General features: G+C 33.1%; 13 protein-coding genes. 12 read left to right on the top strand and 1 reads right to left on the bottom strand.

Features of this window, described 5'->3' with window-relative positions; genetic code table 11:
* Window positions 1-104: 104 nt before the first annotated feature.
* A complete protein-coding gene (locus AC061C_RS00800) occupies window positions 105-3,311 on the bottom strand; it encodes a cytochrome c biogenesis protein (RefSeq protein ID WP_478289616.1) in 3,207 nt (1,068 codons plus the stop codon).
* 201 nt (window positions 3,312-3,512) lie between these two features.
* Between AC061C_RS00800 and AC061C_RS00795 the strand changes: the two genes are divergently transcribed.
* The 12 genes from AC061C_RS00795 (at window position 3,513) to AC061C_RS00740 (ending at window position 16,595) form a co-directional block, all read left to right on the top strand.
* The gene (locus tag AC061C_RS00795; protein WP_478289615.1) at window positions 3,513-4,286 is read left to right on the top strand and encodes a Rossmann-like and DUF2520 domain-containing protein; all 774 of its coding nucleotides are present in this window, start codon (window positions 3,513-3,515) and stop codon (window positions 4,284-4,286) included.
* Window positions 4,270-4,797, top strand: a complete 528-nt coding sequence (locus tag AC061C_RS00790; protein ID WP_478289614.1) for a KdsC family phosphatase — start codon at window positions 4,270-4,272, stop codon at window positions 4,795-4,797. Before AC061C_RS00795 ends, AC061C_RS00790 begins: the two co-directional genes overlap by 17 nt.
* Before the next feature lie 40 nt (window positions 4,798-4,837).
* A complete protein-coding gene (locus AC061C_RS00785; RefSeq protein WP_478289613.1) occupies window positions 4,838-5,761 on the top strand; it encodes a geranylgeranylglycerol-phosphate geranylgeranyltransferase in 924 nt (307 codons plus the stop codon).
* Window positions 5,754-6,338: a Maf-like protein gene (locus AC061C_RS00780; RefSeq protein ID WP_478289612.1), complete on the top strand. Its 585-nt coding sequence runs from the start codon at window positions 5,754-5,756 to the stop codon at window positions 6,336-6,338. The genes AC061C_RS00785 and AC061C_RS00780 overlap by 8 nt, the downstream gene beginning before the upstream one ends.
* A 13-nt stretch (window positions 6,339-6,351) precedes the next feature.
* A complete protein-coding gene (locus tag AC061C_RS00775) occupies window positions 6,352-6,882 on the top strand; it encodes a mechanosensitive ion channel domain-containing protein (RefSeq protein WP_309755834.1) in 531 nt (176 codons plus the stop codon).
* A 181-nt stretch (window positions 6,883-7,063) separates the two neighbouring features.
* Window positions 7,064-8,263, top strand: a complete 1,200-nt coding sequence (locus AC061C_RS00770; protein WP_417984741.1) for an AI-2E family transporter — start codon at window positions 7,064-7,066, stop codon at window positions 8,261-8,263.
* Between the two features lie 214 nt (window positions 8,264-8,477).
* Window positions 8,478-10,199, top strand: coding sequence for a BamA/TamA family outer membrane protein (locus tag AC061C_RS00765; RefSeq protein ID WP_417984740.1), 1,722 nt, complete (start codon window positions 8,478-8,480; stop codon window positions 10,197-10,199).
* Between the two features lie 189 nt (window positions 10,200-10,388).
* Complete coding sequence (locus tag AC061C_RS00760) at window positions 10,389-10,706, top strand: hypothetical protein (RefSeq protein ID WP_417944573.1); 318 nt, start codon at window positions 10,389-10,391, stop codon at window positions 10,704-10,706.
* Between the two features lie 177 nt (window positions 10,707-10,883).
* Window positions 10,884-11,390, top strand: a complete 507-nt coding sequence (locus tag AC061C_RS00755; protein WP_478289611.1) for a hypothetical protein — start codon at window positions 10,884-10,886, stop codon at window positions 11,388-11,390.
* A 178-nt stretch (window positions 11,391-11,568) separates the two neighbouring features.
* On the top strand, window positions 11,569-12,078 hold the full coding sequence (locus AC061C_RS00750) for a hypothetical protein (RefSeq protein ID WP_478289610.1): 510 nt from the start codon (window positions 11,569-11,571) through the stop codon (window positions 12,076-12,078).
* 138 nt (window positions 12,079-12,216) lie between these two features.
* Complete coding sequence (locus AC061C_RS00745; protein WP_478289609.1) at window positions 12,217-14,748, top strand: PIG-L family deacetylase; 2,532 nt, start codon at window positions 12,217-12,219, stop codon at window positions 14,746-14,748.
* A gap of 122 nt (window positions 14,749-14,870) precedes the next feature.
* Window positions 14,871-16,595 carry a sodium:solute symporter family protein gene (locus AC061C_RS00740; RefSeq protein ID WP_417972135.1) on the top strand — a complete coding sequence of 575 codons (1,725 nt, stop codon included), beginning with the start codon at window positions 14,871-14,873 and terminating at the stop codon, window positions 16,593-16,595.
* The last annotated feature ends 318 nt before the right edge of the window (window positions 16,596-16,913 follow it).

Genomic DNA, 16,913 nt, shown 5'->3' with positions numbered 1-16,913 from the left:
ACTTAAAAAAAAAGCCCAAATAAGATAATTAATCTGATTTGGGCACAAAAAAAAAGGTTCAAAACTATTAATGTTAAACCCTTTTCTCAGTAATAAAAAACTACTTATTTCTTATAATATTTTTTATATTTCGGAAAAGATATCACTCCGAATAATGTGATTGCACCTAATGAGTACCAGATCCAATTCAATGAATGTGCTTCTCCACTAGCGTACGAATGCAATCCTACCAAGTGAAAATTTACACCATAATAGGTAAACAAAATAGATATAAAAGCAAACATACTCATCAAATTAAAAATCCATTTTCCTCGTAAAGAAGGAACAAAACGAGCATGAATAACAAATGCGTACACCATAATACTAATCAAGGCCCAAGTCTCTTTTGGATCCCATCCCCAATAACGTCCCCAGCTTTCATTGGCCCATTGTCCTCCAAGGAAGTTACCAATAGTCAGCATGATCAAACCAATCGTTAATGCTAATTCGTTTATATAAGTTATTTCTTGAATATTCAAATCCATTTTGGCTTTGTTTTTTTCATTGGTAAACAAAATTAACAACAAAGCAACTGCTCCCAATATCATTCCTAAAGCAAAAGGCCCATAGCTAGCAACAATTACGGCCACGTGAATCATCAACCAATACGAATTTAAAACAGGTTGCAAATTGGCAATTTCAGGATCTATCCAGTTCATATAAGCTGCAGCTAAAATCATAGCCGTTACAAATCCCGATGAAGCAACCGTCAATTTCGACTTTCGGTCAAAGGCCAAACCAAAAAACATCGTTGCCCAAGCCACATAAATAATCGATTCATAGGCATTACTCCAAGGCGCGTGACCCGAAATGTACCAGCGGGCTATTAATCCAAAAGTGTGTAATGCAAACAAAGCAACAATGACTATATGCATGAAATTAACCAAATAATTAAGCACTTTTCTTTCCTTAAAGATGTTCATAATTGTTAACAACAACATCAATATAGAAGCAAAAATATACCAGTAGGGTAACTTCTTAAACACATCATATTTGTTATACAATACTTCAGATGTAATTCTTTCCTCGCTTGGCATCACTTTACTACCAAAACGTTTTTGAAAACCAGTAATACTTTCTAGTAATTCATCAGCAGTTTTAAAGTCATTGGAACTAGAGGCATTCGCCAAAGATCCAAAATACAACGGCAATACATTCTTGGTATACGTTTCTTCCATCCCTTTGAATCCCGACTCATTCAATTCTAAATAGGAAACCCATTTATTGTTTTTATCCTCTGGTATTGGGAAAATTTTTAATATCCTGCCACTCAAAGCTGATTCCATTAAGTTTACTTTCTTATCGGTTTCAATAAAATCTTTCTCAAATTGATTAGGATTTGCCGCTTTGAAGGCTTCTTCTAAATATTTAGAAAGCTTGTAATTTCCTTTTGCATCAAAAAACGATACGAAAGGAGCAAATTTAGCTTCCTTGTCAATTCCTATAATTTTACGAATACTGTCATTCCCACTTTTGATATAAATAATTGGAATTTCAATCCAATAACTGGCGTATTGTGTCATAGACAAAAATACTTGATCAGAGTTCATACCATTGTAAGTATCATCGTGACTTACTTTTCGCAACAGTTCAGATGAAAACGTATTGATGGGTTTCATTCTTCCCCCACCATCTTGAATCACTAGTCGACCAAATTTTGCTGCATGTTCTTCAGGTACTTTGTATTTAGTGATCAAAGTATTTAGTTCCTCTTGACTCAATACTTTTTTGGTATGGTTCTCATGTTTTACTGGCGGCTTAGCAGCTTCGACATGGGCATGACCGTCATGTTCATCATGATTGTGTTCTTGCTCTTGCGCAAAACCACTCAAACTGAATAACAACATTAGAATGGTCAATAATTTAGCTTTTTTGGTTTTAACCACTTCCAATTTACGTTTGATATCTGCAAAACGCGAATACTTAGTAAATAGAATAGCCATCATTGCAAAATACAACATAAAATAACCCGCATAAGTCAGCGCTGTTCCCCAAAAATCGTGATTAACAGACAAAACAGTTCCTTTTTCATCAGGATCAAAACTAGATTGAAAAAAACGATAACCACCATGATCCAGTACATTATTCATATAAATTCGGGCATCAAATGGTTCTTTATCTTGAACCGTTACTTTACTCTCAAACGCGGAATAACTTTTCTCTGTTCCGGGGTATTTTTCTGCAATGAAATCGTTTAATTTGATTTTAAAAGGCAATACATACGCTTTACTTCCGTAGAAAAAAGTATAATCAATATTCCCAATCTTAACTGTTTTAGATTCTCCTATTTTACCTTTGGAACCTAATAGCGTAACTGTTTTTTCTTGACCTTCAGCAGTAAGTTTCACTGCAATTGCATCCTCATGATTTTTCGCTTTAAAATCATTATCTGATTTATAATCTACTATTCCTTTCACCGCAGGATCTGGGAATACAAAACGCATTTCGCCAATACTATATAAAGAGCGCATCATTAAGGGTTGTACCGCATCCTTTGTTACATTTCCTTGTAACTTATCAGCCATTCGCATAAAGTTTCCTTCAAATGGCGTTTGAATGGTGTAAGCGGTTCCAGTTGTGTTTATGTTTATAGCACCATCTGTAAATTTATTTACTGAAAAAAGTACGTTATGAATGTTTTGAACTTCACCTTCTTTCAAGAAATGCTCATGACGTCCGCCATCACCTGCTTCTACAATTTTCAAATAAGTCACTCCGTTAGGGTCCGGTTTGATGTATTCTTTGGCACCCATTATAAAATTTTCATATTCTATTTTAAAAGGTGTATCAGCAAATTTCCCAGAAATATTAAAATCGTTGTCCGTTGCAGGAGAGAAAAGAACTTGTTTCTCATACGTACGACGTTTCATTTCTCCTTTGAATTCACCGTCTACAAAGACAGTCAGAAAGGTTTTATCTGAAAAAATTTGATTCTCAGCGGCACCTTCTCTTATGGGCATCATCCCTTCATAGCTAATGTAACGTGTTACGAAAGCACCTAAAATAATAAAAATAAAAGAGAGGTGGAGCAATAAAGTAGCCCATTTTTCTTTCTTTAATAATTGGTAACGCTTGATGTTTCCAATAAAATTGATCATAAAGAAAACATGAATGGCTTCAAACCACCAAGCATTATAAATTAGAATTTTTGCTGTGTCGGTATTGTATTTGCTTTCGATAAAAGTTCCTGCACCCATTGAAACTGCATAAACAATAAATAACAAAGCCATTAATCGAGTAGAAAACAAAAAAGAAACTATTTTTTTATCCATTTTTAAGGGATTATGTTTTAATAAAAGTGGCACAAAAGTACTTAAAAATCTCGACTCTTATATTCGCACATTTGTTAATTTAATCCAAAATTAAATAGATGCTAATTCAAGCGTAAAACCATATTTTTCATAGATTTTCAGTTTATTACCAACTTAGAAATTCCCTAAAAACACTTCGTATTTTTTTGCTAATTTTGTCCCATGACTAAAGTTATTATTATTGGTTCTGGAAATGTAGCACAGCATCTAATCACTGCCTTTCAAAATGCTGAAAATTTGGGAACTGAAATCGAATTGGTACAAGTGTATTCAAGGCGATTAGGAACAGTATCTCACCTACTCGATCATGCTAAAATTACGGATGATTTGAATTCGTTACTAGAAGCTGATCTTTATATTATTGCTGTATCTGATGCTGTGATTGCTGAGATTGCTGCACAACTTCCGTTTAAAAATCGCTTGGTAGTTCACACTTCGGGGAGCGTTTCCTTGAATGCTTTGGATGATAACAATCGAAAAGGTGTTTTTTACCCCTTGCAAACCTTTTCAAAAAACAAGGAAGTAGATTTTAGAACTATTCCAATTTGCTTGGAAAGCGAAAATGCAACTGACTATCAATTATTGGACAAAGTAGCCAAATCAATTTCGGATAAGATATTCGCAATCAACTCTGAACAACGAAAAGCCTTGCATGTAGCGGCCGTTTTTGTTAACAATTTCACCAATCATCTGTACCAAATAGGACATGAAATTTGTCTTGACAACCGCGTACCTTTTGAAATTTTAACTCCTTTAATTTCTGAAACCGCTCAAAAAATAATGTTACTTTCGCCACAAGATGCACAAACAGGTCCAGCGAAGCGAAATGATACAGACACTATTGCTGCACATGAGGCATTTTTAACAACTGAAAATCATCTTAAAATTTATCAAACACTAACACAATCAATACAAGAGAATGGCAAAAAGTTATAAAGAAATCATGAATGATATCAGCACCTTTATATTTGATGTTGACGGCGTACTTACAGACAGTTCTGTTTTTGTGAACAATGAAGGAGAAATTCTCCGTACTATGAATATTCGGGATGGTTATGCCATGAAAGCTGCTGTAGAAAGTGGCTATAATGTGTGCATCATTTCTGGAGGTAGCAATGAAGGCGTTCGCGTCAGATTGCGCAATTTAGGAATTACAGACATTCACTTAGGAACACCAAATAAAGTAGATACATTTAAAGAATACACGAATGTTTACACTATTAATCCAGAACATGTTTTGTATATGGGCGATGATATTCCTGATTATCATGTGATGAAACTGGTTGGTTTAGCGGCCTGTCCGCAAGATGCAAGTCCAGAAATCAAGGCGATTTCTAAGTATATTTCGCATAAAAACGGTGGAAAAGGCGCTGCAAGAGATGTCATCGAACAAGTCATGAAAGCACAAGGGAAATGGATGGCACATTTTGATGGGAAACACGATTAGAACTATTTTAAATGTTAAACTATAATTTTAAATATTATCAATGTTTCCAATTTTAAAACTCATTCGCTACCAAAACTTACTAATGCTTGCTTTTATGCAGCTTGTTTTTCGGTATGCTTTTTTTAAAATTCAAGATATTCCTTTGGCTCTAGCCGATTGGCAATACGGATTATTAGTTTTATCCACAGTTTTGATTGCTGCTGGTGGCTATGTAATTAATAATATTTTGGACCAAAAAACAGATGCAATCAATAAGCCAAATAATGTTATAATTGGAAAAAATATTTCCGAAACCAATGCGTATACCCTTTATATGGCACTTACGGTTGTTGGCGTAGCAATTGGTTTTTATTTGTCAAATGTGATCTTGAAACCTAGCTTTGCGGCTGTTTTTATTTTGATGGCTGCCACTCTTTATTTGTATGCAACAAGTTTGAAACAAATACTAATTGTTGGCAATACCATAGTGGCAATTCTACTGTCTTGCAGCGTCATTATCATTGGTATTTTTGACTTACTACCCGCAATAGACGCTGGAAACCAACAACAAATGAGAATTGTTTTTTCTATACTTTTGGACTATGCAATTTTTACTTTTTTCATCAATATGCTGCGGGAAATCATTAAAGATATCGAAGATGTAGATGGTGATTACAATCAAGGAATACGCACTTTACCTATTGTTATTGGTAAATCTAGAACTGCTAAAATAGTATTTGGACTTAGCTTTATTCCTATTTTATTCCTGTTGTATTACATCAATTCGTATCTTTTAAACTTGATTTATACCACCATTTATTTGTTGCTTTTTGTAATGGGTCCTTTATTTTATTTTACTGTAAAAGTTTGGTCGGCAAAATCTAAAAAAGAATTCCATACGTTGAGTTTGCTCCTGAAATGGATTATGTTCTTTGGAATTCTCTCCGTTGTTATTATTAGCTTAAATATGAAATACAATGCTTAAAAATAAATTAGAAAAATACCGTTTAATTCTGGCTTCGGGTTCACCAAGACGCCAACAATTTTTTAAGGATTTAGACTTGGATTTTGAAATTCGATTAAAAGAAATTGACGAAATTTATCCTCCAGAGTTAAAAGCCGAACAAATTACCAATTATTTAGCAGTGTTGAAAGCTGGTGCTTACGAAGGCGAATTAAAAGCAGGTGAAATTCTAGTAACAAGCGATACAATTGTTTGGCACAACAACACCGCTTTGGGTAAACCAAAAGACGAACAAAATGCTTTTGAAATTCTGAAATCTTTATCAAATGCAACCCATGAAGTCATCACATCGGTTTGTTTTAAAACCAATGAGAAAGAGGATGTTTTGCACGATGTTACCAAAGTCACCTTTAAGGAACTAAGTGATGCAGCTATATATTACTATTTAGAAAATTATAAACCCTACGACAAAGCTGGTGCTTACGGCATCCAGGAATGGATTGGTTTTATTGGAGTTTCAAAAATTGAAGGCTCCTATGCCAATGTAATGGGACTGCCTACAGATAAAGTGTACGACTATTTGTGTAAATTAGCTTAAATAAATTATGAATATGGTCTTTTTTCAAGAATATACAAGAGAACTTATTGCCACTGGAATCCTTGGAATTCTCTTGATTTTATTTCGAATAATTGCTACAAAACTAGTGAGACGTTACGCAAAAACAAATCAAACTCTGGATCATAGAACCAATCTAGTGATTAAATACATTCACTTGTTTATCAATATTTTGGTCGTAATTGCTTTGATCATTATTTGGGGAGTGCAAACCAAGGATATTTTTATCGCACTTTCTTCTATCACAACCGTTGTGGGTGTTGCTATGTTTGCCCAATGGTCTATTTTGAGCAACATTACATCAGGTGTTATTTTGTTTTTTTCATTCCCTTTTAAAATTGGTGATGTCATAAAAATACATGATAAAGATTTTCCTATCGAAGCTGAAATTGAAGATATTGGAGCATTTCATGTGTATTTAAAAACAAGGGAAGGCGAAAAAATCATTTATCCTAATAATCTCCTTTTACAGAAAGGAATTTCGATATTGAAAGACTATTTTGACGATAAAGAATTTGTGGATTGAGACATTATTGCATAACTTTTTTCGATTTTAGATTCCAAATTTATTTTTTAAAAGTGATAATTTTACAACTATTGATAGAAAATATATAATATTTCATTTTTTTTAATTTTTCATATTTGTCGATTAGGAATTAAACCATTCAGTATGGAATAGTGTACCAATTATTTAAAGAATATAAAACATGAATGACATTTTAAAATTTCCATTGTATGCCAAATTAACCGCTGTTTTATTGGGTCTAATAGCACTAATTTTCGTACTCTATATTGGTCAGGATATTTTAGTGCCGGTGATGATGTCCTTTTTATTTGCTATTTTACTGTATCCAATAGTGCAGTTTCTAAAATCGAAACTCTACTTTCCACACGTTTTGGCAGTTATGCTGGCTGTACTTTTGTTTGTTTTGTTTTTTATTGGGGTTTTTGTCTTTTTATCCTTTCAAATAAGTGATTTTGCAGAAGATTTTGATAAAATTGAGCGTAACATCAACATTCATATTCGAAATATTCAAGGATTTATAAGAGATAATTTCCATTTAAGTTCCCGCGAGCAAAAACAATATATTGATACCGCTACTGAAGATTCAATGGAAAAGGGAAAAGAAATGATTGGTACTACTTTAATGTCATTTACGGATACATTAGTAAATTTGACATTAATACCTATTTACACTTTTTTAATTCTGTTGTATCGAACGCATTTTTTATTGTTTTTATCCAAGTTATTCAAAAAAGAGAACCACGAGCAGTTAAAAGATATATTGACAAACATAAGAGTTGCCATAAACAGTTACATCGTGGGTTTAATCATTGAAATGATTTTGGTCTCCACAATGACAACACTCGGGTTTATGGTAATTGGTGTGAAATATGCCATTTTATTGGGAATAATCACAGGGATTTTGAACCTTATTCCGTACATCGGAATTCTTTTTGCTGGAGTATTAAGTATTGTGGCTTCTCTAACTAGTTCACCAGATTTGTCCATAATTATTGGTGTCATCGTTGTCACTGTTATTGTTCAATTAATTGACAATAATATTTTGGTTCCTATGATTGTAAGTTCAAAAGTAGAAATTAATGCATTTATATCGATTATTGGAATTATTATAGGTGGTGCAATTGCAGGAGTTTCCGGTATGTTTTTAGCACTTCCTATTCTGGCAGTACTCAAAGTAATTTTTGATAGAGTAGAATCCTTAGAACCTTGGGGTTACCTTATGGGAGATCATTTACCCAAAACATATACTTGGCGCAACATTAAGCTACCGTTGTTTGATTCTGAATCAACACCAAAAAAAATAGTTATCAAGACTGATATTGTAGTCCCCGTATTTACTGAAACTACAACCGAAAATGACACTACTAGAACCAACGAATAATCTTTAAAAGAGTATCTTTCGACTATTCAAATTCTGAATTTTGTTAATTCGAACTAGTACTTAAAAGATTTTTCTTTTGTTTGGTTAACAATGTTTAAAATTATTATTTTTTATCATGTTTAAAAAACAAAGACTGGTTCTACTTATTTTAATCGCCTGCTGTTATCAAATTTCTTTTTCTCAGGTTGAAAAAAAGCGAAAAGATTCCTCAGCCATGTATAAACAAATACAGACCTACTCTAAGAAAAATAAATTTACAAAACTCTTTCATAAACTCGTTTTCAGACCTGTAAATCTAAAAACTAAAGATTTAGCTATTGCCCCCAAAGTATTTAAAACTTTTGAAGGGAAAATTATTCGAAACATCAATATTGTAACATTAGATCCATTTGGGTATTCTGAACTTGACACTACTAAAAAACCTAGAAATTGGGCAGAACGTTCTGGTAATAGAATTCACATCAAAACCAGCCGAAGTGCGATTAGAAATGTTTTACTCATAAAAAAAAATAAACCATTTGATTCCTTATTGGTCAAAGAATCTGAACGTTTAATTCGAACCCAACGGTACATCAGCCGTGTAGATATCGCTCCTCAAATAATTCTAAACAATAGTGACTCGATAGATATTAATATTAGAGTTTTAGATTCTTGGAGTATTATTCCAAAAGGCTCTGTGTCTAGTTCCGGAAGTAGATTTGAAATTATTGATAGAAATATCATTGGTTCTGGTCATGAATTAAACACTAAATTTAGAAACAGATTCAGCGATGGCAAAAATGCCTATGGTGTGGGGTATACCATTCCTAATTTTAAAAATACATTCATTAAAACTACAGTAAATTATCAGATCGATTTAGATGATTATTACAGTAAAAGCATCAACATAGAACGTTTATTTTATTCTGCACTTACTAAATGGGCTGGAGGAATTTATCTTGATACACAGTTTAGAAAAGACACGCTTCCAGATAACAATCGTGTATTTTCATACCAAAATTTCAAATACAATTCCCATGATTTATGGCTTGGTTATGCCTTTAAAATTCTTAACCGGAATACTGAAAGTGACCGAACTACGAATCTAATACTTGCAGGTCGTTTTTTAAATGTAAAATATTTAGAGAGTCCGGCTCTGGTTTACGATCCTGAAAAATTTTACACTAATGAACAATTTTCATTTTTAGGAATTGGTCTTGCATCACGTAAGTTCGTTCAAGATAATTATATTTTCAGAAATGGAATTATTGAAGATGTTCCCATTGGAAAAATATTTGGAATTACTTCGGGATACCAATTTAAAAATAATCTAGGGCGCTATTACATAGGAGCACGTGCGGCTTTCGGAAATTATTATAAATGGGGATTTTTAAGCGCTAATTTTGAGTTGGGTACTTTTCTAAATAAATCTATTACCGAACAAAGTGCTTTTTCATTTCAAGCGAATTACTTTACCAAGTTAATGAGCTTTGGGAAATGGAAATTGAGACAGTTCGTAAAGCCACAATTAATAATTGGTTCCAAACGACTTAATAGCATTGGCGATCAGCTTAGTATTAATGACAACAATGGCATCCAAGGATTTAATAGTCCTGAATATGGAACCCAAAAAGCAATAATGACTTTGCAAACGCAGGCATATGCACCATGGAATCTATGGGGATTTCGATTAAACCCTTACTTTAACTATTCTATCGCATTGCTTGGAACCCCTACCCGTGGACTATTAGTAAGTAAAGCCTATTCTAAAGTTGGAATAGGAATGATTATAAACAATGACTTTTTAATATTTAGTGCCTTCCAAATTTCACTATCCTACTATCCATCAATTCCTGGTACCGGCGAAAATGTTTTTAAAACGAACTCATTTGAAACTACTGATTTTGGATTTCAAGATTTTGATTTAGGCAAACCACGAGCCGTTATTTTTAAATAACTCGCAATCATTATAAATAACTGTTTTTTATTATTTTACATAACTACAAGCTTATCAATAAGTTATTCTTAAAACAGCAAAACCAATAGTGTTAATTATGTAATTTAATATAATAATTGTATAAGATTACATCTGTTAATAATGCTTACTTTTATACTGTAATTAGTTACTAACAAAAACCCATAAAAAATGAAAAAAATCACCTTTTATTTAATGATGATGGTATTATCATTAAGCGTTGTTCCAACACAAATGTTAGCCGCAGAGAAAAATCCAACTTCGGTTTCAAATACTCCAAAAGAAGTACCTGCTGAAGTTAAAGTATTGCTAAATCGTCTTGACGAAATAAAAGCAATGGACAAATCATCTTTAAACGCTTCAGAGAAAAAAGAGCTGCGTAAAGAAGTGCGTGCAATTAAAGCAGAATTAAAATCTACAGGAAATGGTGTATATCTTTCTGTAGGAGCAATTATAATAGTTATTCTTTTATTGATTCTTTTATTGTAAATAAATTTATAACTGTAGAAAAAGGAAGCGATATTCGTTTCCTTTTTTTATGAAGTAAAATAACACTATTAATTGTTAATTATATGATATTGGCACAGTTGTTGGCTTTATCATAAAACGAGATAATACGGTAACTAAAAATTACTAGGTATTAATTACTAATTAAAATTTTGAAAAATGAAAACATTAAAATTAATTATTGCAGGAATTATACTTTTTGCTAGCACGACTGCAACCCAAGCACAAGTTTCAGTAAATGTAAATTTAGGTAATCCTCCTTCATGGGGTCCAGTTGGTTACTCCTCTGTAGATTATTATTATTTACCAGATATCGAAGCATACTATGATATTAGAGCTACACAGTTTATTTATTTTGGTGGAGGAAGATGGATTCGTTCCAGAAACCTTCCTAATCAATACAGAAACTATAACTTATACAATGGATATAAAGTAGTCCTAAACGATTACCGTGGTTCTAGACCTTACAGTAACTTTAAATCTCACAAAGTAAAATATTACAAAGGATATAAAGGAAAACCACAAAAATCTATAGGTTCCAACGGAAGTTATAAAACCAAGGCATACAAAAGTAATGGGAATTATGAGAATGGTAATAAAGGAAATGGACATAAAGAAAATGGACATAAAGGTGGAAAAGGGAATAATGGAAATGGAAAAAATTAATACTGATTTTATATAATTTTTAAGGAGAGTCTCAGCAATGAGACTCTTTTTTTTTAGGGTATTAATGCTTAACTAAATGTCCTTTTGCATGATTTGGCACAGTTGTTGGAAATAGTATAAAAGAATCGTGTTTACGAGCTATTATATTAAAATTATTACTAATTAAATTTTTGAAAAGATGAGAACATTAAAACTAATCGCCATAGGAATTATCCTTTTTGCCTCGAGTACCATACATGCACAAATCTCTGTAAATCTTAACATAGGTACCGCTCCAAACTGGGGTCCTGTTGGCTACGCTGAAGCTGAATATTACTACTTACCAGATGTTGAAGCCTATTATGATGTGAGAGCTACTCAATTCATTTATTTTGGTGGTGGTAGATGGATTCGTTCTAGATATTTACCAAATCAATATCGAAACTATGATTTATACGGTGGATACAAAGTAGTACTCAACGATTATCATGGTTCTAGACCGTATACCAACTTTAGAAATCATAAAGTAAAATATTACAGAGGATACCATGGTAGAGAACAAAGAAATATAGGTTACAATGATAATCGCAGGTATTATGACAACGATAATAGAAATTATTATCAGAGAGATCATGATAATGATAACCGAAAAGAATATAAAAAACACGATAAAGGGCATGGTAAAGGAAAAGGACATGAGAGAGATTAAGCAAATAATAGTTTAAAAGAGAGAGAGAATCAGTTTTGGTTCTCTCTCTCTTTTTTGTTACTAAAGAAAATACAAAACATTTTAGAAGAGATTATTTAATTCCTACATTTGAAGCAATTGCAAATTAAATTTAAAACAATGCAAAAAAAATCCTTCTCAACACTATTTCTCTTTCTTGTATGTTGCCAAATACTACTTGCACAACAACCCAAAAAGCCGAATTCTGTTGAAATTTATAATCAAATTGAGAAACTAAATTTTCTTGGATCCGCACTCTATATCGCGGCACACCCAGATGATGAAAATACACGTTTAATCGCCTATTTAGCTAACGAACAAAAAGCTAGAACTGGCTATTTATCTTTGACGCGAGGCGATGGTGGACAAAACTTAATAGGAACGCAATTACGAGAATTACTCGGCGTGATAAGAACTCAAGAACTTATTGAAGCTAGAAAAATTGATGGAGGAGAGCAATTTTTCTCTCGTGCAAACGATTTTGGTTTTTCTAAAAACCCAACAGAAACATTAGAAATTTGGGATAAAGAGAAAGTATTGGCTGATGTTGTTTGGGCTATACGAAAATTTCAACCCGATGTAATTGTCAACCGATTTGATCATCGCTCTGCAGGAACCACTCACGGTCATCACACGGCATCAGCTATGCTAAGTGTAGAAAGTTTTGCCTTAGCAAACGATCCAACTATTTTTCCTGAACAATTACAATTTGTACAACCGTGGCAAGTAAAACGCCAGTTTTTTAACACCTCATGGTGGTTTTACGGTACTATGGAAAAATTTAATGCAGCTGATAAAACCAATTTAATTGCCTTGCAAACTGGTGTATTTTATACGGGCATTGGTAAATCAAATCAGGAAATTGCTGCCTTAAGCCGCAGCCGTCATCAATCACAAGGTTTTGGAAGCACAGGAACACGAGGTGAAGAAACAGAATATTTAGAATTCATAAATGGTGAACCGCTGCAAGCGAAAAAATCTATTTTTGAAGGGATTGATACCTCTTGGAATCGTGTTAAAGGAGGGAAAGCCATTGGCGAATTACTATCTAAAATTGCAGCAGAATACAATTATAACAATCCATCTGCGAGTATTCCAAATTTGGCGAAAGCCTATGCTATGATGAAAGCTTTGGACGAAAATCATTGGGTACCGCTAAAATCTGAGGCAATAAAAGAAATTATAGCTGCCTGCTCAGGATTATACTTAGAAGCCGTAGCCCAAAATCAAGAAGCAACTCCCGGAAGCACTATTAAACTGAAACTTGAAGCCATTAACAGAAGCTCAGCGCCTATACAATTAACGAGCGTGACCACTTTACCAGAAAAAATAAATACACCTCAGAATCGCGAGTTAAAAAATAATATTCTAAATAACATAAACCTCGATTTAAAAGTACCTGAATCAATTAACTACACGCAACCGTATTGGTTAGACGAAAAAGGAACAGTAGGAATGTATACTGTAAATGAGCAACAAAATAGAGGTATTCCTGATATTATTCGCGAAGTTAAAGTAGTTTTTACGATTCAAATAAACGGAATCGAAATTCCATTTGAGCGGACTGTAGTTTACAAATACAATGACGACGTAAAGGGTGAAGTCTATAATTATCTGGATATTGTGCCTGAGGTGACCACATCAATTATTGACAAAGTTTTGCTTTTTAGAGATTCAAAAAGTAAATATGTAGGTGTGAAAATCAAGGCCGGAAAAGACGCATTAAAAGGAGATTTACAACTTGAACTTCCTAACAACTGGAAAATTGTCCCAAAATCAATTCCGTTTACTATTGAAAAAAAGGGTGCCGAACAAGTCGTCTATTTTGAAGTAACTGCTCCAAATAAATCGGAGGAAGCAACTGCAAAAAGCATTGCAATTATTGACAATAAACGTTTTGATAAGGAACAAATTATCATTAATTACGACCACATTACCAAACAGCAAGTTTTAAAATCAGCTGAAGCCAAAGTAATAAAAACAGACTTAAAAACCATTAACGAAAAAATTGGCTACATCATGGGTGCTGGTGATGAAGTTCCTAGTAGTTTAACGCAATTAGGATACACCGTAACGCTCCTTAAACCTGAAGACATTACACCTGAAAAATTAGAAAATTTTGATGTGGTAATGACCGGAGTTCGGGCTTACAACACTGTAACCGCCTTAGCCAATAAGCAAAACATACTTTTTGATTTTGTAAAAGGAGGAAAAACAATGCTCGTACAATACAATACTGCTGGCGATTTAGTAACGGAGAATATTGCGCCGTACCCTTTAAAACTTTCTCGTGATCGGGTTACAGAAGAAAATGCAGAAGTTCGCTTTTTAGCACCAAATCATCCCGTTTTAAATTTTCCAAACAAAATTACAACTAAAGATTTTGAAGGCTGGAAACAAGAGCAAGGATTGTATTATCCGGGTGAATATGATACAGCCTTCACTCCTATTTTATCTTCAAATGATAAAGGGGAAAGTCCAAAAAATAGTGCTCTGTTAATTGCTCCTTATGGAAAAGGACACTACATTTATACTGGGTTAAGTTTTTTTAGAGAACTACCTGAAGGTGTTACTGGTGCATATAAATTACTTTCCAATATGATCTCGTTACAGCCATCAGAAACGATTCCTACACAAAAAATCAAGCCCTAAACCTAACTAAAATGGAAACAAAAAAAGTAAAAACCTGGAAAAAAAACTATACTTGGGTCTTAGTAGCCAATGCCATTTATATTTTGATCTTTTGTCTCATTATGAAATTATACGCCTAAATTATGCAATTATTTGATTGGATTATACTCATAGTCACTTTACTGTTCATTGTAATTTATGGTGCTTGGAAAACCAAAGGCAGTAAAAATGTTCAAGACTTTATTCTAGGAAGTAATGAAACTCCTTGGCACGTTGTAGGACTTTCAGTGATGGCAACACAAGCCAGTGCCATTACGTTTCTATCTACGCCAGGGCAAGCCTACCATGACGGAATGGGCTTTGTGCAATTCTATTTTGGATTACCCATAGCGATGGTTGTCATTTGCGTTACTTTTATCCCATTATATCACAAATACAAAGTATATACAGCTTATGAATACCTCGAAAAAAGATTTGACCTAAAAACGCGTTCGCTTGCGGCTATTTTGTTTTTATTTCAAAGAGGACTTGGAACTGGATTAACGATTTATGCACCAGCCATTATCTTATCGGCGATATTAGGTTGGAACTTAACCTATATGAATATTATCATTGGGGTTTTAGTCATCATTTATACCTTTTCTGGTGGAACCAAAGCGGTTAATGTAACTCAAAAACAACAGATGTTTGTCATCATGTCGGGTATGTTTATTACCTTTTTTCTAATCTTGCATTATTTACCAAATGACATGACTTTTACTTCTGCCTTGCATATCGCTGGTGCGAATGATAAAATGAATATTGTCAATTTTTCGTTTGATCCTGAAGAAAAATACACCTTTTGGAGCGGAATAACCGGTGGTTTTTTCTTAGCGTTAGCCTATTTTGGAACCGATCAATCTCAAGTGGGACGATATTTATCTGGGAGATCGGTTCGTGAAAGTCAAATGGGACTCATCATGAACGGATTATTAAAAGTGCCGATGCAGTTCTTTATTTTATTGACTGGTGTTATGGTATTTGTTTTTTTTCAATTCAATCCCGTTCCTTTGAATTTCAATCCAAATAACAAAGCTATGATTGAAAAATCAGCTTTTAAGGGCGAATACAATGCTTTGGAGAAAAAATTAGACGATTTATCAGAAGATAAAAAAGTAATTAATCTGTTGTATATCGATCAGCTCAATCAAGATTATGACAATCCAATTCTTCGAAAAGAATTAGTCGCATTGTCAAATAAAGAAAAAGATTTGAGAGATCGAGCAAAGGAAATAATCCTAAAAGCCGATAGCAACAGTGAAACTAATGATAAAGATTATGTGTTTTTTCATTTTATCCTAAATTATCTACCCAAAGGACTTATCGGCTTGTTACTAGCAGTAATTATTTCGGCAGCAATGTCATCAACCGCTTCAGGATTAAATGCACTAGCATCGACTACTGCTATTGACATTTATAAACGTAACTTAAAAGAAGAAAAATCAGAAAGACATTACTTGTACGCAACAAAATTTTTCACTCTATTGTGGGGTGTTATTGCCATCCTTTTTGCTTGTATTGGTACCTTATTTGAAAATTTGATTCAATTGGTAAACATCATTGGATCTATATTTTACGGAACTGTTCTAGGGATTTTTCTCGTTGGTTTTTATATCAAAAATGTACAATCCAAAGCTATTTTTTACAGTGCGGTAATTAGTCAACTTACAATTTTTATAATCTATTATTATGCCATCTATATTTTCCCAAGTGGAGAAGAAAAACTGGGTTACCTGTGGTTAAATTTTATAGGTGCCATGCTCACCATTGTTATTTCGTTACTCTTACAATGGACTATTTTTAGAAATCAGAAGGCAGTTGTAGCATAACTTAAAAGCATTTTTGTTTTAAACAAATAAACTTTTGTAATCAAAACCGCAGATTCGCAGATTATTAAAATCTTTGAATCTGCGGTTATTCTTTTTACAACATAGAACTAATCTGGGAATCAATGGTAGTTTATTAGGATTGCACAAATGCTTCGCATTCAAAATAAAAATCTGCGAATCTGTGGTTAAATTTATCATTGCCTAAGTCTGTACTAATCCGAATATGATCTAAAAATCATAGCTGAAAATTGGAAATAAAACACAAAAAAATAAAAAAAAAAAAAAAAAAAAAAAAAAAAAAAAAAAAAAAAAAAAAAA

This window comes from Flavobacterium sp. GNP010, from assembly GCF_056428945.1.
This window is presented reverse-complemented; position numbering and strand designations above follow the sequence as displayed.